Origin of the sequence: Enterobacter soli ATCC BAA-2102 (assembly GCF_001654845.1) — a bacterium.
In the GTDB taxonomy this organism is placed as follows: Bacteria; Pseudomonadota; Gammaproteobacteria; order Enterobacterales; family Enterobacteriaceae; genus Enterobacter; species Enterobacter soli.
The window spans coordinates 137,351-155,210 of record NZ_LXES01000007.1 but is presented as its reverse complement, the minus strand read 5'-3'; the positions used below and the strand labels follow the sequence as shown (position 1 = coordinate 155,210).

The window sequence follows — 17,860 nt, the reverse complement described above, 5'->3', positions numbered from 1 at the left end:
CAGGACGTTCATCCAATAGTTGTCTTCGGGAGTGGGAAATGAAGCCTTTTTTGCGCTGGTGTTTCGTTGCGACAGCTTTAACGCTGGCAGGATGCAGCAACTCTGCCTGGCGTAAGAGCGAAGTCCTCGCAGTGCCATTGCAACCGACTTTGCAACAGGAAGTGATTCTGGCACGCATGGAACAAATTCTTGCCAGTCGGGCTTTAACCGATGACGAACGCGCACAGCTTTTATATGAGCGCGGAGTGTTGTATGATAGTCTCGGTCTGAGGGCATTGGCGCGAAATGATTTTTCACAAGCGCTGGCAATCCGACCTGATATGCCTGAAGTATTCAATTACTTAGGCATATATTTAACGCAGGCAGGCAATTTTGATGCTGCCTATGAAGCGTTTGATTCTGTACTTGAGCTTGATCCAACTTACAACTACGCGCACTTGAATCGCGGTATCGCATTGTATTACGGCGGTCGTGATAAGTTAGCGCAAGATGATCTGCTGGCGTTTTATCATGACGATCCTAATGATCCTTTCCGCAGCCTGTGGCTTTATATCGTTGAGCTGAAGCTCAATGAGAAGCAGGCAAAAGATGCGTTACAACAACGCTTCGACAAATCGGACAAGGAACAATGGGGATGGAATATTGTCGAGTTCTACCTGGGTAACATTAGCGAAGCAACGCTGATGGAAAGACTCAAGGCAGACGCAACGGATAACACCTCGCTCGCTGAGCATCTCAGTGAAACCAACTTCTATTTAGGTAAGTACTACCTAAGTCTGGGGGATAAGGACAGCGCTACGGCACTGTTCAAATTAGCGGTTGCTAACAACGTACACAACTTCGTTGAGCACCGTTATGCATTGTTGGAATTATCGCTCTTGGGCCAGGAGCAAGACGACCTGGCAGAATCGGACCAGCAATAGCTGACGACATAAACATCAGCCCGTAATCTTTTGATTGCCATCACCTTCACTGGTGAGGGCGTTGTTGTTCGTCAATACACCTAATTTGAGCCGGTTCACACTTTTCAATGAAAATTGCAGATCATTTTCACGATGAGCTAAGTAGACTGGCCGCCATTAATATCGAGGCACTTGTACTACATGGCTGAATTCGAAACCACTTTTGCAGATCTGGGCCTGAAGGCTCCTATCCTTGAAGCCCTTACCGATCTGGGTTACGAAAAACCATCTCCGATCCAGGCAGAATGTATCCCACATCTGCTCTCTGGTCGTGACGTGCTGGGCATGGCCCAGACTGGTAGCGGTAAAACTGCGGCGTTCTCGCTGCCGCTGCTGAACAACATCGATCCGGACCTGCGTGCACCGCAGATCCTCGTCCTGGCTCCGACCCGTGAACTGGCTGTTCAGGTGGCGGAAGCGATGACTGAATTCTCTAAACATATGCGCGGCGTGAACGTGGTTGCCCTGTACGGCGGCCAGCGTTATGACGTGCAGTTACGTGCCCTGCGTCAGGGTCCACAGATTGTTGTCGGTACGCCGGGCCGTCTGCTGGATCACCTGAAGCGCGGTACTCTGGACCTCTCTAAACTGAGCGGCCTGGTACTGGATGAAGCAGATGAAATGCTGCGTATGGGCTTCATCGAAGACGTCGAAACCATTATGGCGCAGATCCCGGAAGGTCATCAGACCGCTCTGTTCTCTGCAACCATGCCAGAAGCTATTCGTCGCATTACCCGTCGCTTTATGAAAGAGCCGCAGGAAGTGCGTATTCAGTCCAGCGTCACCACTCGTCCTGACATCAGCCAGAGCTACTGGTCTGTGTACGGGATGCGTAAAAACGAAGCGCTGGTCCGTTTCCTGGAAGCAGAAGATTTTGATGCGGCGATTATCTTCGTTCGTACCAAAAACGCGACCCTGGAAGTGGCTGAAGCCCTGGAGCGTAGCGGCTACAACAGCGCAGCGCTGAACGGCGACATGAACCAGGCTCTGCGTGAGCAGACTCTGGAGCGTCTGAAAGACGGTCGTCTGGATATCCTGATTGCAACCGACGTGGCAGCACGTGGTCTGGACGTTGAGCGTATCAGCCTGGTTGTTAACTACGACATCCCAATGGATTCCGAGTCTTACGTTCACCGTATCGGCCGTACCGGTCGTGCAGGTCGTGCGGGTCGTGCGCTGCTGTTCGTTGAGAACCGTGAGCGTCGTCTGCTGCGTAACATCGAACGCACCATGAAGCTGACCATTCCAGAAGCTGATCTGCCAAACGCAGACTTGCTGGGCAAACGCCGCCTGGAGAAATTCGCTGCGAAAGTACAGCAGCAGTTGGAAAGCAGCGATCTGGATCAGTACCGTGCGCTGCTGGCGCAGATCCAGCCTACCGCTGAAGGCGAAGAGCTGGATATGGAAACCCTGGCCGCAGCACTGCTGAAAATGGCTCAGGGCGAACGTAGCCTGATCGTGCCACCAGATGCGCCGATGCGTCCTAAGCGTGAATTCCGTGACCGTGACGATCGTTTCGAACGTCGTGGCGATCGCAATGACCGTGGTCCACGTGGTGACCGTCCAGAGCGTGGTGGCGAAGACCGTCCACGTCGTGAGCGTCGTGACGCTGGCGAAATGGAACTGTACCGCATTGAAGTGGGCCGTGATGACGGTGTTGAAGTTCGTCACATCGTTGGCGCGATCGCGAACGAAGGCGACATCAGCAGCCGTTACATCGGTAACATCAAGCTGTTCGGTTCTCACTCTACTATCGAGCTGCCTAAAGGTATGCCGGGCGAAGTATTGCAGCACTTTACTCGCACTCGCATCCTGAACAAGCCGATGAACATGCAACTGCTGGGTGATGCTCAGCCGCGTGAGCGCAGCGAACGTCGTGGTGGCGATCGTCCATCTGGCGAACGCCGTAGCTTCGGTGGCGGTGAGCGTCGTGAAGGCGGTCGTGGTCCTCGTCGTGAAGGCGGCGCGCCAGGCGCAGGTCGCTTCAGCGGCGAACGTCGTGAAAGCCGTGGTCCACGTCGCGATGAAGGCTCAAGCCGTCGCCGTGACGCGTAAACCTTACGCTTCTGACGTAAAGTAAAATATACAGCCCCGATAACATCTATCGGGGCTTTTTTTATTCCCTTTGTACTCTTGTACTGGTACAGTGCAGCACATTAAAATGCAGGACCAATATTTTTAACTGGAGACATGGCTGTATGGCGACACTAACTACCACACAAACATCACCTTCGCTGTTAGGCGGCGTGGTGATCATCGGCGGAACCATCATTGGTGCGGGGATGTTCTCCCTGCCGGTGGTCATGTCCGGTGCGTGGTTCTTCTGGTCGCTGGCGGCGTTGGTCTTCACCTGGTTCTGTATGTTGCACTCCGGGCTGATGATCCTCGAAGCCAACCTGAATTACCGTATTGGCTCCAGCTTCGATACCATCACCAAAGACCTGCTCGGGAAAGGCTGGAACGTGGTGAATGGTATTTCCATTGCGTTCGTGCTCTATATCCTGACTTACGCGTACATCTCTGCCAGTGGTTCGATTCTGCATCACACCTTCTCGGAGATGTCCCTGAACGTCCCTGCACGTCTGGCAGGGCTGTGCTTTGCACTGGGCGTGGCGTTTATTGTCTGGTTAAGCACCAAAGCGGTCAGCCGTATGACGGCGATTGTGCTGGGCGCCAAGGTGATTACCTTCTTCCTGACCTTCGGCAGCCTGCTGGGGCACGTTACCCCGACCACGCTCTTTAACGTGGCGGAAGCGAATACCTCCTATACGCCGTACCTGCTGATGACCCTACCGTTCTGTCTGGCATCGTTTGGCTACCACGGTAACGTGCCGAGCCTGATGAAGTACTACGGTAAAGATCCGCGCACCATTGTGAAGTGCCTGGTCTACGGCACGCTGCTGGCGCTGGGGCTGTATGTGATTTGGCTGCTGGGGACGATGGGGAACATCCCGCGTCCGGAATTTGTTGGTATTGCGCAGAAGGGCGGTAACATTGATGTGCTGGTGCAAGCGCTGAGCGGTGTACTGAACAGTCGCAGCCTGGATCTGCTGCTGGTGGTGTTCTCCAACTTTGCGGTAGCGAGCTCTTTCCTCGGCGTGACGTTAGGCCTGTTCGATTATCTGGCGGATCTGTTTGGCTTTGATGATTCTGCGATGGGGCGCTTCAAAACCGCATTGCTGACCTTCCTGCCACCGATTGTAGGTGGCCTGCTGTGGCCGAACGGTTTCCTGTACGCCATTGGCTATGCAGGACTGGCAGCTACCATCTGGGCGGCGATTGTGCCGGCGCTGTTGGCGCGTAAATCACGTCAGCGTTTTGGAAGCCCGACATTCCGCGTCTGGGGCGGCAAGCCGATGATAGCGCTGATTCTGGTGTTCGGTGTTGGCAACGCGCTGGTACATGTGTTGTCGAGCTTTAATCTGTTGCCGGTGTATCAGTAAACGCCTCTTTTCACCCTCTCCCTGTGGGAGAGGGCTGGGGTGAGGGCAGCAAACCGCACTACACTACAACTCCTCTTTTACCTGCATTGCCAGCTCAAACGAGTGCAAACGTGCCTGGTGATCGAAAATCTGCCCGTTAACCATAATCTCATCCGCCTGCGTCTCGCGCAGCACGGCTTCCAGACCGTGACGCACTTTCGCTTTATCACCCACCAGAGACATGCTCAGCGCTTGCTGCACGCCATACTGCTCGGAAGCAGACCACAGCTGGTGCATATTCTCTACCGGTGGCGGCAACTGGCCCGTTTCGCCGCGACGCAGTTTCACAAACGCCTGCTGCATAGAGGTAAACAGGAATTCCGCATCGCGATTGCTGTCGGCGGCAATGATGTTGATACATACCATCGCGTACGGTTTTTCCAGCCGTTCGGACGGTTTGAAATTCGTGCGATAAAGATGTAGCGCCTGGTGCAGCATGTCTGGCGCAAAGTGCGAGGCAAATGCAAACGGCAGGCCGAGCTGCGCGGCCAGTTGAGCGCTATACAGGCTCGAACCCAGCAGCCAAACGGGGATCTTCTCACCGTATCCCGGCACAGGGCGCACGTGCGGGTTCGGATCGCGCGCATCGAACCAGTCCACCAGTTCAGCCACATCACGAGGGAAGTTATCGATATCGCCGCTCATATGGCGGCGCAGGGCGCGCATTGTCGGCTGATCGCTACCCGGTGCCCGGCCAAGACCCAAATCAATACGACCCGGATAAAGAGTATTCAATGTGCCAAACTGCTCGGCTATCACCAGTGGGGCATGGTTTGGCAACATAACGCCGCCAGAGCCCAGGTGCAGGGTGGTGGTGTTTGCCGCCAGGTAGCCAATCAGTACCGATGTCGCAGCGCTGGCGATGCCCACCATATTGTGGTGCTCGGCCAGCCAGTAGCGGTGGTAACCACGCTTTTCGGCTAATTGAGCAAGATCGAGCGAGTGCGAAAAGGCTGCTCTTGCTGAGGCGCCTTGTGGGATCGGTGCCAGATCCAGCACCGAAAACGGAATGGTTTTATTAGTCATAACAGCTCACTTTGTCGACGGTGAATCTTTTAATAGTGCATTAAATATTAATAACCGTTGTTAACAAAGTGAGCTTTTACACTTCATCCTTCACGCTGCCTCTGTGTTGGCTGCGTGCATGATGTGCCTAAATTTACGCCTGAAGCTCCAGCCCGGCGAGGCGTTTCCAGTAGCCGTTACAGTCGCTGTTTGCCGTCAGCGCCAGCGGAGAGGCACCGTTTTCATTGGCGCGGAAGGCATCCAGCATTGCGAAGACGTCGGTATCCAGCGGTGACAGGCGCACCACGTCTACTAGCCCTTGCATCGACGCCAGTTCGTTGCCGAGGTTGTAGACATAGCCACTCATGGTCTGAATACCGTTGAGGACAAAGACCTGCTGATTTTCCTGCGACAGCATACTGCGTCCGTTTGGATATTTGATGCAGCAGGTCTCGCATTCGTCTTTCGGGCGGTCTTCAGAGCGTGCGGTAAAACAGCGCGCGGAGTAGGCCAGCGGCAAGTGGCCATAGCTCAACACTTCCACGTCGAACTGGTTACGGATGCCCAGTTCTTCACACTGGTTCAGCAGATTCACCAGCCAGTCGCGGGAGAGTTCGACCGGCATACACCAGCGCGTCATACCTTGTTTCAGCAGCAGACGCAGCGTGACGGCGTTATAGCAGTTCAGGGCATGTCCAGCGACAAACGGCAGTTTACGTTCGGCGCACATGTTCACTACGCCAAGATCGCTTGCTTCTATCAGAAAATCACCGTTTTCCACATAGCGTTTCAGCTCGCCCAGTTCGGATGAAGCCTGAACCAGCGCCAGGGTAGAGAGCACAACCTGCTTGCCGCTTCCCGCCAGGTTTTTGGCCATATCCAGCCAGTCACCTACTTTTGTTGCCCGGCGCTTGCTGCATACCGCCTCACCGAGATAAATCACATCGGCGCTGCTTGTCGCCGCCTGCTGGTAGAAATCTTCCAGCGTCTCTTTTGACCAGTAGTACAGCACTGGCCCTAATGAATATTTCATGGTCTTCTCACTGCCATTTACGGTGATACGCGCCAAGCGTGGTTTGCGTGCCTTCGGACATTGAACCGAGCGTGTCCATCCAGGCGGCTTGCGGCGCATAGTTTTGTGGGTCTGCCATGCAACGGTCGATCGCCTGACGCCAGACTTTCGCCACCTGGCTCACATAGGCAGGGCTACGCTGGCGACCTTCGATTTTCACGGACGCAATGTTCGCCGCCAGTAATTCTGGCAGCAGCTCCAGGGTGTTGAGGCTGGTGGGCTCTTCCAGCGCATGATAGCGCTCGCCATCGACCAGATAACGGCCCTTGCACAGCGTCGGGTAGCCGGCGTTTTCGCCATCCTGGTAACGGTCGATCAGCACTTCATTCAGGCGGGATTCCAGCCCTTGCGGCGTTTGCTGCCAGCGCACAAAGCGGGCAGGGGAACAGGCCCCCACGGTGTTCGGGGATTCACCGGTCAAATAAGAGGAGAGATAGCAACGCCCTTCAGCCATGATGCACAGGCTGCCGAATGCAAAAACTTCCAGCGGAACTGGCGTGACGCGGGCGAGTTGCTTAACCTGATGAATAGAGAGCACGCGCGGCAGCACCACGCGGGCCACGTCAAAGTGGCGATGGTAGAAGCGAACGGCTTCTTCGTTGGTGGCGGATGCCTGAACAGAGACATGACGCTCAATATGCGGATAACGTTCTGCTGCATACTCAAGCATGGCGAGGTCGGCCAGGATCAGCGCATCGGCCCCCAGCTGTGCCGCCATGTCCACCGCGCGTTGCCAGCGGGCGTAGCCATCAGGATGGGCGAAGGTATTGATAGCAATATGCAGCTTGCGGCGGTGCTGGTGGACGAAGTTAACGGCTTCCTGAAGCTTTTTCTCCGTAAAGTTGAGGCCAGCAAAATGGCGGGCGTTGGTATCATCTTTCAGCCCGATATATACCGCATCGGCACCATTTTCGATGGCCGCCTTAAGCGCCGGAAGGTTTCCGGCAGGGCAGAGCAGCTCCATAATTTATCCTGATAATCTCGATCTCAGCGATCGCAAAATTGTTAACGAACTGGGATTTTAATTAACCCATACGCGACAATTTTTGATTTAAGGCAGCTAATGGCGTATTGATGGCACCAATAATGGGTCACACCGGACGACGGTTTGTTGATTTACGCCGCTATGTTGGCCTCAGGTTATGGCAAAATAACAGGACTATAGATATCAGGGAGTAAAGCTCGTGCTGGATAAACTGCGTTCACGACTCGTACAATTTGGTCCATCAATGCTGAGCGTGCCGGTAAAACTGACGCCTTTCGCGCTGAAACGCCAGGTTCTGGAGCAAGTGCTGAGCTGGCAATTCCGCCAGGCGTTACAGGAAGGTGAGCTGGAATTCCTTGATGGCCGCTGGCTGAGTATTGAAGTCCGCGATATCGGGCTGCGCTGGTTTACTTCGGTAGAGAATGATCAGCTGATTGTTCGGGAATCTGCGGAAGCGGACGTAAGCTTTAGCGCTAATGCCAGCGATCTGCTGATGATCGCCGCGCGTAAGCAAGATCCCGACACACTCTTCTTCCAGCGTCGTCTGGTTATTGAAGGGGACACGGAGCTTGGCTTGTACGTGAAAAATTTGATGGATGCCATTGAGCTGGAGCAGATGCCGAAAGCGCTGCGCGTGGTTCTGCTGCAAATGGCTGATTTTGTAGAGGCCGGGCTGAAAACCCCGCCTGAAAGTAAACACACTTCAGTAGGTGAGCCATGCTGATTCGAGTTGAAATTGGGATTGATGCACCGGGTATCGATGCATTATTACGCCGTTCTTTTGCGAGCGATGCCGAAGCCGAACTGGTCCACGATCTCCGCGAAGATGGCCTGATCACCCTGGGTTTGGTTGCCACCGATGACGAAGGTCAGGTTGTCGGTTATGTGGCGTTCAGCCCGGTGACGGTTCAGGGTGAGGAGCTTCAGTGGGTGGGAATGGCGCCGCTGGCGGTAGACGAAAGCTACCGTGGCCAGGGCGTTGCCCGTCAGTTGGTCTATGAAGGACTGGATTCGCTGAATGAGTTCGGTTATGCCGCCGTTGTTACGCTGGGTGATCCTGCGTTCTACAGCCGTTTAGGCTTTGAACAGGCGGCGCATTACGATCTGCGCTGTCGCTGGCCGGGCACCGAGTCTGCCTTCCAGCTGCATCGCCTGGCAGATGATGCCCTTAACGGCGTAAACGGGCTGGTGGAATACCACGACCACTTCAATCGCTTTTAATCAGGCTCTCGCGTAGCGCCTCAAACGACCCGTCTCCGGCGACGAGGCGCTCTTTCTGGCGCTTCGTCAGTTGTTTGATGCGGTATTCCAGCCTGAGCGCCAGCGAACGGTCGCCCACGTGAGCCGAAAAGGCCAGCCGCAATTCCCCTTTCCCGCGTAGCGCTTTTGCTCCTTTCCCCGTTTGATGTTCCACGAAACGCCGCTCCACATCGGTGGTAATCCCGGTATAGAGTGTGTTATCAGCGGTACGGACAAGATAAAGAAACCAGGACACGGTAAACAGATTCAGTATGTTAAGGTGAACGCACCTTAGCATGAGAGACAAGAAAAATGGAAACACTGACGGCCATTAACCGCTGGCTGGCGAAACAACATGTTGTCACCTGGTGTGTTTATGATGAAGGTGAAATGTGGTGTGCGAACGCGTTCTATTACTACGATCCTGAGCGCGTGGCGTTCTACGTCTTAAGTGAAGACAAAACACGTCATGCGCAGATGACAGGCCAGCAGGCGAAGGTGGCCGGTACGGTTAACGGCCAGCCGAAAACGGTCGCCTTGATCCGGGGCGTCCAGTTCAAAGGTGAGATCCGCCGTCTGGACGGTGAAGAGAGTGACGTACAACGCAGACACTACAATCGCCGTTTTCCGGTTGCCATTGCGCTTAAAGCGCCAGTGTGGGAAATCCGCCTCGATGAACTAAAATTTACAGATAACACACTGGGGTTTGGTAAAAAGATCCACTGGCTGCGTCAGGAGTAAGGTATGAGTCAGGTACTAATTACAGGTGCGACCGGGCTGGTGGGTGGGTATCTGCTGCGTATGCTGATTCAGGAGCGAAAGGTGAACTACATCGCTGCCCCCACGCGTCGCCCCCTTGCCTCCATGCCAGGTGTGTTTAATCCTCATGCGCCGAAACTGAGCGATGCCCTGGCTCAGGTGTGCGACCCCATTGATATCGTCTTTTGTTGTCTGGGTACGACCCGCCGCGAAGCGGGCAGTAAGGAGGCGTTTGTCCACGCCGACTACGCGCTGGTTGTGGATACCGCGCTCAGGGCGAAAAAGCTCGGGGCCAAACATCTGGTGGTGGTCAGTTCGATGGGGGCAAACGCAAGCTCGCCGTTCTTTTACAACAAAGTGAAAGGAAAGATGGAGGCTGCGTTGATTGCGCAGAAATGGGAACATCTGACGATTGTTCGCCCCTCTATGCTGCTGGGGCACCGCGACAAACGCCGTTTTAACGAATCTATTTTTGCGCCGTTGTTTCGCATCTTTCCCGGTAACTGGAAATCAATTCATGCGCGTGATGTCGCGCGTGCAATGCTGAAAGAGGCGCTGTCGCCATCGCAGGAGGGCGTTAACATCATCCCATCGGCAAAATTACGTGAACTTGCGCGAGGTGAGGCGTAGTATCTTCGGGCTTATTAACACTCCCTGGGGAATGCTATGACTGGTCAGTCTTCATCTCAGGCGGCAACGCCATTTCAATGGTGGAAACCCGCTCTCTTCTTTCTCGTTGTTATCGTTGGTCTTTGGTATGTGAAGTGGCAGCCCTATTACGGAAAAGCCTTCACTGCCGCCGAAACGCACAGTATCGGCAAATCCATTCTTGCTCAGGCTGATTCCAGCCCGCTTCAGGCGGCGTGGGATTATGCGATGGTCTATTTCCTTGCCGTCTGGAAAGCTGCCGTGTTGGGTGTGCTGTTAGGCTCGCTGATTCAGGTGCTTATTCCGCGTAACTGGCTGGTGAAAACCTTAGGGCAGCCACGTTTTCAGGGCACGCTTTTGGGGGCGATATTCTCTTTGCCAGGCATGATGTGCTCTTGCTGTGCAGCACCTGTTGCCGCCGGAATGCGCCGTCAGCGCGTTTCAATGGGCGGTGCGCTGGCATTCTGGATGGGCAACCCGCTGCTGAACCCGGCCACACTGGTGTTCATGGGGTTTGTCCTCGGCTGGCATTTTGCGTTTATCCGCCTTGTTGCTGGGTTATTGACGGTGCTGGTGGTCGCAACGCTTGTGCAGAACCTGGTGAAAGACAAAACGGTCGAACCTGTGTCTGTGGACGTGACGTTAGCCGAGCCACAGGGCAGTTTCTTTGCGCGTTGGGGTAAAGCGCTTTGGCAGCTGTTCTGGAGCACTATCCCGGTGTATATCCTGGCGGTTCTGGTGCTTGGGGCTGCGCGGGTATGGCTGTTCCCTCATGCGGATGGCGCTATCGATAACTCGATGTTGTGGGTCATTGCGATGGCGGTTGCAGGCTGCCTGTTCGTTATCCCGACGGCCGCTGAAATCCCGATTGTTCAGACGATGATGCTGGCTGGCATGGGAACGGCTCCGGCGCTGGCGCTGCTTATCACCTTGCCTGCGATCAGCCTGCCGTCACTTATCATGCTGCGTAAGTCATTCCCGGCAAAAGCGCTGTGGCTGACTGCGGGTCTGGTGGCGTTGAGTGGCGTGATTGTGGGGAGTATTGCGCTGATATAAAAAAGCCCGGTGGCGCAAGCGCTTACCGGGCTTACAGTCAGGTGTGGGTTACTTGATGTAAGTAAACGCGGTGGTGACGTGTTTCACGCCGCTTACCCGGCTGGCAATATCGGCAGCGGCTTTCCCTTCACGGTCGGTGACCAGGCCCAGCAGGAACACTTCGCCGTTCTCGGTGGTGACTTTCACGTTAGAGGATTTCACCTGGTCACTGCCCAGTAACTGAGAGCGAACTTTGGTGGTGATCCAGGTATCGGACGATGCGTCTCCCAGACCAATCGGCTGACCCTGACGTACTTCGTTAAAGACTTCCGTCGTGCCCTCTACACCCATCGCAATTTGTTTGGCGCGGGAGGCGAGCTCCATATTTGGCGCCTGGCCTGCCAGCAGCACTTTGCCCTGATACGCCGTTACGTTGATGCGCGCTTCTTTCTTAATCTGTTCGTCTTTCGACAGTGCGCTGTTTACGCGCAGTTCCAGTGTACCGTCATCAACCTGAGTGCCCACGGAGCGAGGATCGGTTGCTGCTTTTGTACCAACGGCTGCGGTACCCACAACGGCCGCAGCAATACATCCCTGAAGTAGCAGTGCAGACATCAGGACTGCGAGGGTCGATAAAGCCTTCATGAATACTCCTTAATCATCCTGGTGAGGGAAAAGCGTGTTATCGATCAGATCGCATAAGCAATTCACCGTAAGCATGTGCATTTCCTGAATGCGTGCGCTGCGATGAGAAGGAATGCGAATTTCCACATCCTGCGGCCCCAGAAGGCCCGCCAGCTCACCGCCGTCATAACCCGTTAACGCCACGATAGTCATATCGCGGGTGACGGCCGCTTCAACGGCTTTGACGATGTCGCGACTGTTACCCCGCGTGGAGATAGCCAACAGAACATCTCCTGCGTGACCCAGGGCGCGCACTTGCTTCGCGTAAATCTCGTCATGCAGACGATCGTTAGCAATCGCTGTTAAGACCACATTATCGGTGTTTAGTGCAATGGCAGGTAAACTAGGTCGTTCTGTTTCAAAGCGATTTATCATGCTGGCAGCAAAATGCTGTGCGTTGGCGGCCGAGGTGCCATTGCCACAACAGAGGATTTTGTTGCCATTAAGCAGGGACTGTACCAGCGTCATCGCTGCGCGAGAAATCGCGTCCGGGAGGGCTTCCGCCGCTGCAATCTGAGTCTGAATGCTTTCTGTGAAGCACACTTTAATTCTTTCGAGCACGTTATCCCTTTAAATCGTAATCAGGTGTCTTCGCCAAACGCGTTTTTCAGCCACTCAATGTTGTTTCCGGTGAAGGCTACCACATCGAACCGGCAATCCACAGTATCATAGCTCCCATTATGGCGGGCAAGCCACAAGAGGGCTGTCTGTAATAATTTTTGTTGTTTGGCGGGCGTCACGCTGGCGGCAGCACCACCAAATTGCGATGACTGCCTGAAGCGTACTTCGACAAACACGGTCGTCTGACCGTCTTTCATAATGAGATCGATTTCGCCGCCTCGCCCACGAACGTTGGCGGCGATAAAGTGCAGTCCCTTGCCTTCAAGCCAGCGACGCGCTTTAACTTCCCACGCGTCACCGGTTTGTTTACGGCTTAACTGGCCGGGACGATCTGCCCCTGCTGGTATTTGAGCCATGATAACTTCCTGTTAATCACGCAGTCCTGAGTGGCGGTCAAATCACCGGTGTTACCGTTGAGTTCGAACCCCGGCACCTGGCGCATCTGAGTAAAGTGGTTCGCCAGCGCCCATGCATCAACACCCATGGCATACAAGCGAGCCAGAGAGTAGTCGTTACGCACGGCGCCCAGCGCCTGCTGCATCAGTGCCGGGTTGCTGCCCGCCAGCATTGGAATTTCGCTGTATTGCAGGCCTTCCATTTCCAGACGGAAATCCGGGCCAGCCGTGCCTTGCGCGCTGCGAGAGCTAGCATACAGTGTTGCGCCGCTCTGGCTACCGTTACGCATGGCGATCATCGGTTTGATGAACGCGATCTCTTCCGGGGTTGCGACGATGTAAGCGGCATCAACTTTACCGCCACCGCTGATTTGGGCATCGGTCGGTGGGGCAGGGATATTCAGGCCGCCAATGGTGACACCCTGCTGTTGTGGCAGGCTTGCTGAAACCGGGCTGCCGCTGAGCGAAATGCCTGCGCCGCCGTTGACACCGCCTCTCAGCTCAGACACTGAGCCAAATTTCTGCTGTAAAACAATGCCGCCGCCCAGTTTCTGCCATTCTTGTGCGAATGCTGTCGCCACGCGGTCACCCAGCGTGCTGCGCGGAATGAGCAGCAGTGGCGCTTGTTTACCCTGCTCGTGGATATGGCGCGCCGCGTCGCGGGCTTCATCTTCCGGGGAGAGTGCGAAGTAGCAGATATTCGCGCGGTTCTGAACTTGCTCTGGCTGGTTAAGCGCCAGGACGTTCAGGGTGGTGTTGCTTTTCATCAGCTCATCGACGTTGTTTTTCAGCAGTGGGCCAACCACGATGCTGGCACCGTCCTGCTGAACCTGCGCCAGAACCTGATCGAGCGGCTGTGAGCTGGTGTCGTAGATTTTCAGCTCTGCGCCTGGGTTCGCGCTGGTTGTCGCCGCAGCCTGAGGCTGCGCTGCCGGTTGTTGTGCCGGGGCCTGAGGTTGTTCAGTCGCCTGCTGCTGTGTAGTTGTCGCAGGTGCTGCCTGGGTTGCAGGTGCAGCTGGCGTTGCCGCTGGTGCCTGTACCGGGGCCGCTGCTGGTGCAGTCGCGGCTGGTGTTGTTGGTGCCGTGACCGGGTTTTGCATCGTACCCTGGGCAGGCGTTTGTGCCGTTGTCAGATCGCTGGTTTCCGCAGCTGAAGGGCTGACCACGGTGTTGACGTTAGCGGCCTGAGCAGCCTGCTCTGGCACGGCATTGCCTGCAACGGCTGTTGTGCCGTTTTTCGCCGCTTCAAAACCCTGCTGGATCGCACGACTAAACACCGCTGCCTGGCCGTTTAACGGCAGAAGCAGGGCGATTTTGCTGGTGGAAGCAGGTTTAAAGTTCTGCACATTAACCAGTTGCGTTGGCAGCATTTTCGCGCCAGGGTTTTGCGGGTAGCGGGTTTGCCAGTCGGTAATACCGGCTTTCAGCATGTTCGGATCGTTGCGGTTGTTGAACCACATCTGTTGCAGATCCAGCCAGCCCTGCAATACGTTTTCGTCAGCGTTGATCACCAGCTGCTGCGCTTGTTCCTGCGTCATTGAGGAGAGCGCCTGCCAGGTGGCATCAATATTTTTCTGTTTGTCGGCACCGCTCAGCAGTGGTTCCTGAGCAATCAGCGCGCGGAGCAGCGGCAGGGAAGCACGCCCCTGTTCAGCGGTGATACCGGCCTGCCAGAAACGCGCCTGCTGGTTTTTATCCAGCGCGCTGACGTCAATGTCGCCGAGGATCTTTTTGGCGGCCGCATAATCTTTCAGCGCCACTTTCAGCTCAGCTGAAAGCAATACCTGTTCACGACGCTGTGTGTCGTTAAGATCTTGCGGAAGCTGGTTGAACAGTTCGGCTGCCTGCTGGGTTTTACCTTCTTTCAGCAGTGCACGAATGGCGAGTAATTGCCAGTTGGTCTTGGTATCATTTGAGCTCTGCGACATTTGTTGCAGATAAAAGCCAGAATCAGCCTGCGCGGATCCCTGCATATGGGCAGCGCTTTGATCGGGCGCCTGGGTGCCACAGCCTGCAAAGATCAGGGCTGCCAGCAGCAGAGGCACGCTGCGCGCGGCTTTTGTTCGAAGAAACGTTAACGGTACCATACTGTATCCAGTGATTTTTTTTACGCAATGCTCAATATTAAATCGGCAATACGGACTAAACAATGAAACAACACGAAACGGCAGATAATTCTCAAGGCCAGCTTTATATTGTACCTACTCCTATCGGGAATTTGTCTGATATTACCCAACGTGCCCTCACTGTATTGCAAGCCGTTGATTTAATTGCTGCTGAAGATACGCGCCATACCGGTTTATTGCTGCAACACTTCGCCATTAACGCCCGAATGTTTGCCCTGCACGATCACAATGAGCAACAAAAAGCTGACACCCTGGTGGCGAAATTGAAGGAAGGGCAGAACATCGCCCTGGTGTCCGATGCCGGAACGCCGCTGATTAACGATCCTGGCTACCATCTGGTGCGTACCTGCCGCGAGGCAGGCATTCGCGTTGTGCCATTGCCGGGGCCGTGCGCCGCGATTGCCGCATTGAGTGCTGCGGGGTTGCCGTCCGATCGTTTCTGCTATGAAGGCTTCCTGCCGGCGAAATCAAAAGGCCGCCGCGACGTGTTAAAAGACCTGGAAACCGAACCACGTACGCTGATTTTCTATGAATCAACCCACCGTTTGCTGGAAAGCCTGGAAGATATGGTCACCGTCTGGGGTGAAGCCCGCTACGTGGTGCTGGCGCGTGAGCTGACGAAAACCTGGGAAACCATCCACGGCGCGCCGGTCGGCGAACTGCTGGCATGGGTAAAAGAAGACGAAAACCGTCGTAAAGGCGAGATGGTACTGATTGTTGAAGGCCACAAAGCGGAAGAAGACGCACTCCCTGCTGATGCCATCCGCACCCTGACGCTGCTGCAAAGCGAGCTGCCACTCAAGAAAGCGGCTGCGCTGGCGGCGGAAATCCACGGCGTGAAGAAAAATGCGTTGTATAAGTATGCGCTGGAGCAGCAGGGGGAGTAAGCCCCCTGCGCCTGTTTTCGCCGGGTGACGCTATGTTGACCCGGCCTGCAAATCGACATCCCTGTTTTATTTCCCTGGCGTCGCCTCAAATACCAGCGTTTCCAGCGGCTGCAGCGTAATCACCACCGCATTCTTATACTCAGCCGGTACGGTAGTGTTACTGCCGTAAACTGCTTTCAACGTAAACTGTGTTGCATTGCCTGCCGGGATTTCAAAGTCTTTTGCCAGATCCAGATAGTAGCTTTGCGGTTTATCCGACGGGTTACGCAAACCCAGGATCGCTTTGTCTTGACTCCAGGATGCCCAGCCGTAAGCCTGAAGCGCGGTTGGATCCCCGCCAATCCAGTGCGTATCCACCAGCACACTGGCGTTATCCCGTGACCATTTCGCTGCCTGCGCCAGGGTATCCCACTTCACCTTGTTCAGCATTGATGGGGTGATATACAACTCCTGTAGCTGGGTTCCGGTGGCGAAGTAGCTCCAGACCTGGTCGGCAAAATCGCTGTCCGTTTGCACTTTCTCAAGGCCGTAATAGGCATTCTCCGCGCTGACGATGCCGTGATACATCAGCGAGTTGAGCGGGAACAGTGGACCTTTGCGCACAATGGAGCGGTAGGTTTCGGCATCGCGATAGGTCATCCACTGCTGAACAGGTGTGCCGGGGCCATACAGGTTGATGTCATCGCCCTGACGCCAGATGGAGTCAGCGTATAACAGCCAGGACGGGCTGGCGTCGGTGCCGGTGGTCAGGTTGATAAACAGATTTGGATTCGCGCTGCGCATATTATGCAGCAGGGCGATTGAGGCATCAAAATCTGAGGCGAACTGGCTGCCCTTGATATGCGAGTTAGCGTTGCCCATTCCGTCGAGCTTAAACGAGGTAATGTGCTCGTTTTTAATCAGCTTAATGATCTGCTCGTTGAAATTTTTATAGTAGTTCGGGCCTGACAAGGCCAGTTTCCCGTCCACGGTTTCGAAGCCGTATTCCTTCGCATGTGAAACGCGAATGTCGCGTGGTTTGTTGTAGCCGCCCCACGGTGAAAGCCACAGTCCGATTGAGCTGTGCAGGCTATCGGCTTTTTCCCGGACTTTGCCAAAGCCGTGGCTGAACGCCGGGCCAAAAAGCCAGCGTCCGGTGCGGTCGTCCCAGCCGTCATCCAGCAGGAACGCATCCAGCTTCACGCCGCGACCGGTAATGAATTCTTTATTCCACTCGTTCATGCGGCCCAGCACATCCTGCTCCGTGTACGGATTAAAGAAACCTATATCCATCCAGCTGTTGTAGTGCAGGTAAGGTTTGTACGGACGAGGACGCACGGCATCGATAAACAGGTTTACGCTGCGGCGCAACTGGGTGGTTTCCGGGAAAGTACCGAAGTAGGTGGTGTAACTGACCGGCGTCTCCGGCTGAATTGGCGTTTTCAACTCGACGTTGAGATTGGTCGTCGCTTCATAGGCGTAGGTATTCACAATGGGCTTATCCGGCAGGATAAAGAATGAATCAGCAACGATCGGCGAGCTGTTGATTGCCCCGTCAACGTAAGGTGCCTGCGACTGCTTTTTGGTAGGGAAGAAGGTGATTTTCGCCACGTCTCGCGGCTGACCGACTGCCGCAATGGTGTAGTCGATGCTGGCATATTTTCCCTTCACCAGATTCAGCTTCACCGTTACGTTAAAATCCGGATGGGTAAAGTCGATGACAATCGCATTGTCCTGTTTCTCTACGTGCTTGATTTTAAAATCCGCGGTGTGGATTTTGGTCTCATCCGGCAACGTTAAAAAGAACAGCTCCTGCGGCGAGAGCAGGTGATGGGTGTTTTTGTCTTTCACCACTACCGCTGAACTGGAGTCATCAAATGAGAGGGCGATGTTGTCATTATCCAGCGCGTAGTTCGCCGCCAGCGCGCTATGAGAAACAAACAGGGCAAGCATCGAGAGTGTGAGCACTTTTTTCATTAGG

At 54.9% G+C, this 17,860-nt stretch carries 19 protein-coding genes; 10 read left to right on the top strand and 9 right to left on the bottom strand.

Annotation, left to right across the window (positions count from 1 at the left end):
* Positions 1-38 precede the first annotated feature (38 nt).
* From nlpI to mtr, 4 genes are all read left to right on the top strand, one after another.
* Entirely contained in the window at positions 39-923 is an 885-nt protein-coding gene (gene nlpI / locus M987_RS02655; protein WP_014071897.1) for a lipoprotein NlpI, read from the top strand.
* A 107-nt stretch (positions 924-1,030) separates the two neighbouring features.
* On the top strand, positions 1,031-1,111 hold the full coding sequence (gene yrbN, locus M987_RS24595) for a protein YrbN (protein ID WP_128738939.1): 81 nt from the start codon (positions 1,031-1,033) through the stop codon (positions 1,109-1,111).
* A complete protein-coding gene (locus tag M987_RS02650; RefSeq protein WP_014071896.1) occupies positions 1,104-3,017 on the top strand; it encodes a DEAD/DEAH family ATP-dependent RNA helicase in 1,914 nt (637 codons plus the stop codon). The genes yrbN and M987_RS02650 overlap by 8 nt, the downstream gene beginning before the upstream one ends.
* 143 nt (positions 3,018-3,160) lie before the next feature.
* Entirely contained in the window at positions 3,161-4,405 is a 1,245-nt protein-coding gene (gene mtr, locus M987_RS02645) for a tryptophan permease (RefSeq protein WP_014071895.1), read from the top strand.
* Between the two features lie 63 nt (positions 4,406-4,468).
* On the opposite strand, the gene M987_RS02640 is transcribed toward mtr, so the two are convergent.
* The 3 genes from M987_RS02640 to ubiU form a co-directional block, all read right to left on the bottom strand.
* Positions 4,469-5,470: a luciferase-like monooxygenase gene (locus tag M987_RS02640; protein WP_014071894.1), complete on the bottom strand. Its 1,002-nt coding sequence runs from the start codon at positions 5,468-5,470 to the stop codon at positions 4,469-4,471.
* 133 nt (positions 5,471-5,603) lie between these two features.
* Positions 5,604-6,482, bottom strand: a complete 879-nt coding sequence (locus M987_RS02635) for a U32 family peptidase (protein ID WP_014071893.1) — start codon at positions 6,480-6,482, stop codon at positions 5,604-5,606.
* Positions 6,483-6,489: 7 nt separating this feature from the next.
* Positions 6,490-7,485, bottom strand: coding sequence for a ubiquinone anaerobic biosynthesis protein UbiU (gene ubiU / locus M987_RS02630; RefSeq protein WP_014071892.1), 996 nt, complete (start codon positions 7,483-7,485; stop codon positions 6,490-6,492).
* Between the two features lie 220 nt (positions 7,486-7,705).
* On the opposite strand from ubiU, the gene ubiT reads away from it, so the two are divergent.
* Together ubiT and M987_RS02620 are read left to right on the top strand one after the other, a co-directional pair.
* On the top strand, positions 7,706-8,230 hold the full coding sequence (gene ubiT / locus M987_RS02625) for a ubiquinone anaerobic biosynthesis accessory factor UbiT (protein WP_014071891.1): 525 nt from the start codon (positions 7,706-7,708) through the stop codon (positions 8,228-8,230).
* Positions 8,224-8,727, top strand: a complete 504-nt coding sequence (locus M987_RS02620) for a GNAT family N-acetyltransferase (protein ID WP_014071890.1) — start codon at positions 8,224-8,226, stop codon at positions 8,725-8,727. The genes ubiT and M987_RS02620 overlap by 7 nt, the downstream gene beginning before the upstream one ends.
* On the opposite strand, the gene M987_RS02615 is transcribed toward M987_RS02620, so the two are convergent.
* Positions 8,714-9,043, bottom strand: a complete 330-nt coding sequence (locus M987_RS02615) for a GIY-YIG nuclease family protein (RefSeq protein WP_014071889.1) — start codon at positions 9,041-9,043, stop codon at positions 8,714-8,716. The two genes, M987_RS02620 and M987_RS02615, sit on opposite strands and share 14 nt — an antisense overlap.
* A gap of 14 nt (positions 9,044-9,057) precedes the next feature.
* On the opposite strand from M987_RS02615, the gene M987_RS02610 reads away from it, so the two are divergent.
* Genes M987_RS02610 through M987_RS02600 form a run of 3 tightly spaced genes read left to right on the top strand, consistent with a single transcriptional unit; the run spans position 9,058 to position 11,208 of the window.
* Entirely contained in the window at positions 9,058-9,486 is a 429-nt protein-coding gene (locus tag M987_RS02610; protein WP_014071888.1) for a YhbP family protein, read from the top strand.
* 3 nt (positions 9,487-9,489) lie between these two features.
* Positions 9,490-10,134, top strand: coding sequence for an NAD(P)H-binding protein (locus tag M987_RS02605; protein WP_014071887.1), 645 nt, complete (start codon positions 9,490-9,492; stop codon positions 10,132-10,134).
* A gap of 36 nt (positions 10,135-10,170) precedes the next feature.
* Entirely contained in the window at positions 10,171-11,208 is a 1,038-nt protein-coding gene (locus M987_RS02600; RefSeq protein WP_014071886.1) for a permease, read from the top strand.
* A gap of 48 nt (positions 11,209-11,256) precedes the next feature.
* Here M987_RS02600 and dolP read toward each other — a convergent pair whose 3' ends face one another.
* Genes dolP through M987_RS02580 form a run of 4 tightly spaced genes read right to left on the bottom strand, consistent with a single transcriptional unit; the run spans position 11,257 to position 14,974 of the window.
* Positions 11,257-11,832 carry a division/outer membrane stress-associated lipid-binding lipoprotein gene (dolP, locus tag M987_RS02595; protein ID WP_014071885.1) on the bottom strand — a complete coding sequence of 192 codons (576 nt, stop codon included), beginning with the start codon at positions 11,830-11,832 and terminating at the stop codon, positions 11,257-11,259.
* A gap of 9 nt (positions 11,833-11,841) precedes the next feature.
* Positions 11,842-12,432 carry a DnaA initiator-associating protein DiaA gene (diaA, locus tag M987_RS02590; RefSeq protein WP_003861754.1) on the bottom strand — a complete coding sequence of 197 codons (591 nt, stop codon included), beginning with the start codon at positions 12,430-12,432 and terminating at the stop codon, positions 11,842-11,844.
* A 20-nt stretch (positions 12,433-12,452) separates the two neighbouring features.
* Positions 12,453-12,848 (bottom strand): YraN family protein, encoded by a 396-nt coding sequence (locus M987_RS02585; RefSeq protein WP_014071884.1) that lies wholly within the window; start codon positions 12,846-12,848, stop codon positions 12,453-12,455.
* Positions 12,806-14,974 (bottom strand): penicillin-binding protein activator, encoded by a 2,169-nt coding sequence (locus M987_RS02580; RefSeq protein WP_014071883.1) that lies wholly within the window; start codon positions 14,972-14,974, stop codon positions 12,806-12,808. Before M987_RS02580 ends, M987_RS02585 begins: the two co-directional genes overlap by 43 nt.
* A gap of 62 nt (positions 14,975-15,036) precedes the next feature.
* Between M987_RS02580 and rsmI the strand changes: the two genes are divergently transcribed.
* Complete coding sequence (gene rsmI / locus M987_RS02575; RefSeq protein ID WP_014071882.1) at positions 15,037-15,900, top strand: 16S rRNA (cytidine(1402)-2'-O)-methyltransferase; 864 nt, start codon at positions 15,037-15,039, stop codon at positions 15,898-15,900.
* A 66-nt stretch (positions 15,901-15,966) separates the two neighbouring features.
* Here the strand turns inward: rsmI and M987_RS02570 are convergent, their stop codons facing one another.
* The gene (locus M987_RS02570) at positions 15,967-17,856 is read right to left on the bottom strand and encodes an alpha-galactosidase (RefSeq protein ID WP_014071881.1); all 1,890 of its coding nucleotides are present in this window, start codon (positions 17,854-17,856) and stop codon (positions 15,967-15,969) included.
* Positions 17,857-17,860: the final 4 nt, after the last annotated feature.

Coding starts and splice junctions, on each gene's coding strand:
- M987_RS02585 (WP_014071884.1), bottom strand. CDS start 12,848: ATGGCTCAAATACCAGCAGGGGCAGATCGTCCCGGCCAGTTAAGCCGT.
- M987_RS02570 (WP_014071881.1), bottom strand. CDS start 17,856: ATGAAAAAAGTGCTCACACTCTCGATGCTTGCCCTGTTTGTTTCTCAT.
- M987_RS02620 (WP_014071890.1), top strand. CDS start 8,224: ATGCTGATTCGAGTTGAAATTGGGATTGATGCACCGGGTATCGATGCA.
- ubiU (WP_014071892.1), bottom strand. CDS start 7,485: ATGGAGCTGCTCTGCCCTGCCGGAAACCTTCCGGCGCTTAAGGCGGCC.
- M987_RS02600 (WP_014071886.1), top strand. CDS start 10,171: ATGACTGGTCAGTCTTCATCTCAGGCGGCAACGCCATTTCAATGGTGG.
- mtr (WP_014071895.1), top strand. CDS start 3,161: ATGGCGACACTAACTACCACACAAACATCACCTTCGCTGTTAGGCGGC.
- yrbN (WP_128738939.1), top strand. CDS start 1,031: ATGAAAATTGCAGATCATTTTCACGATGAGCTAAGTAGACTGGCCGCC.
- M987_RS02610 (WP_014071888.1), top strand. CDS start 9,058: ATGGAAACACTGACGGCCATTAACCGCTGGCTGGCGAAACAACATGTT.
- M987_RS02605 (WP_014071887.1), top strand. CDS start 9,490: ATGAGTCAGGTACTAATTACAGGTGCGACCGGGCTGGTGGGTGGGTAT.
- rsmI (WP_014071882.1), top strand. CDS start 15,037: ATGAAACAACACGAAACGGCAGATAATTCTCAAGGCCAGCTTTATATT.
- dolP (WP_014071885.1), bottom strand. CDS start 11,832: ATGAAGGCTTTATCGACCCTCGCAGTCCTGATGTCTGCACTGCTACTT.
- M987_RS02615 (WP_014071889.1), bottom strand. CDS start 9,043: ATGCTAAGGTGCGTTCACCTTAACATACTGAATCTGTTTACCGTGTCC.
- nlpI (WP_014071897.1), top strand. CDS start 39: ATGAAGCCTTTTTTGCGCTGGTGTTTCGTTGCGACAGCTTTAACGCTG.
- M987_RS02650 (WP_014071896.1), top strand. CDS start 1,104: ATGGCTGAATTCGAAACCACTTTTGCAGATCTGGGCCTGAAGGCTCCT.
- M987_RS02580 (WP_014071883.1), bottom strand. CDS start 14,974: ATGGTACCGTTAACGTTTCTTCGAACAAAAGCCGCGCGCAGCGTGCCT.
- M987_RS02640 (WP_014071894.1), bottom strand. CDS start 5,470: ATGACTAATAAAACCATTCCGTTTTCGGTGCTGGATCTGGCACCGATC.
- M987_RS02635 (WP_014071893.1), bottom strand. CDS start 6,482: ATGAAATATTCATTAGGGCCAGTGCTGTACTACTGGTCAAAAGAGACG.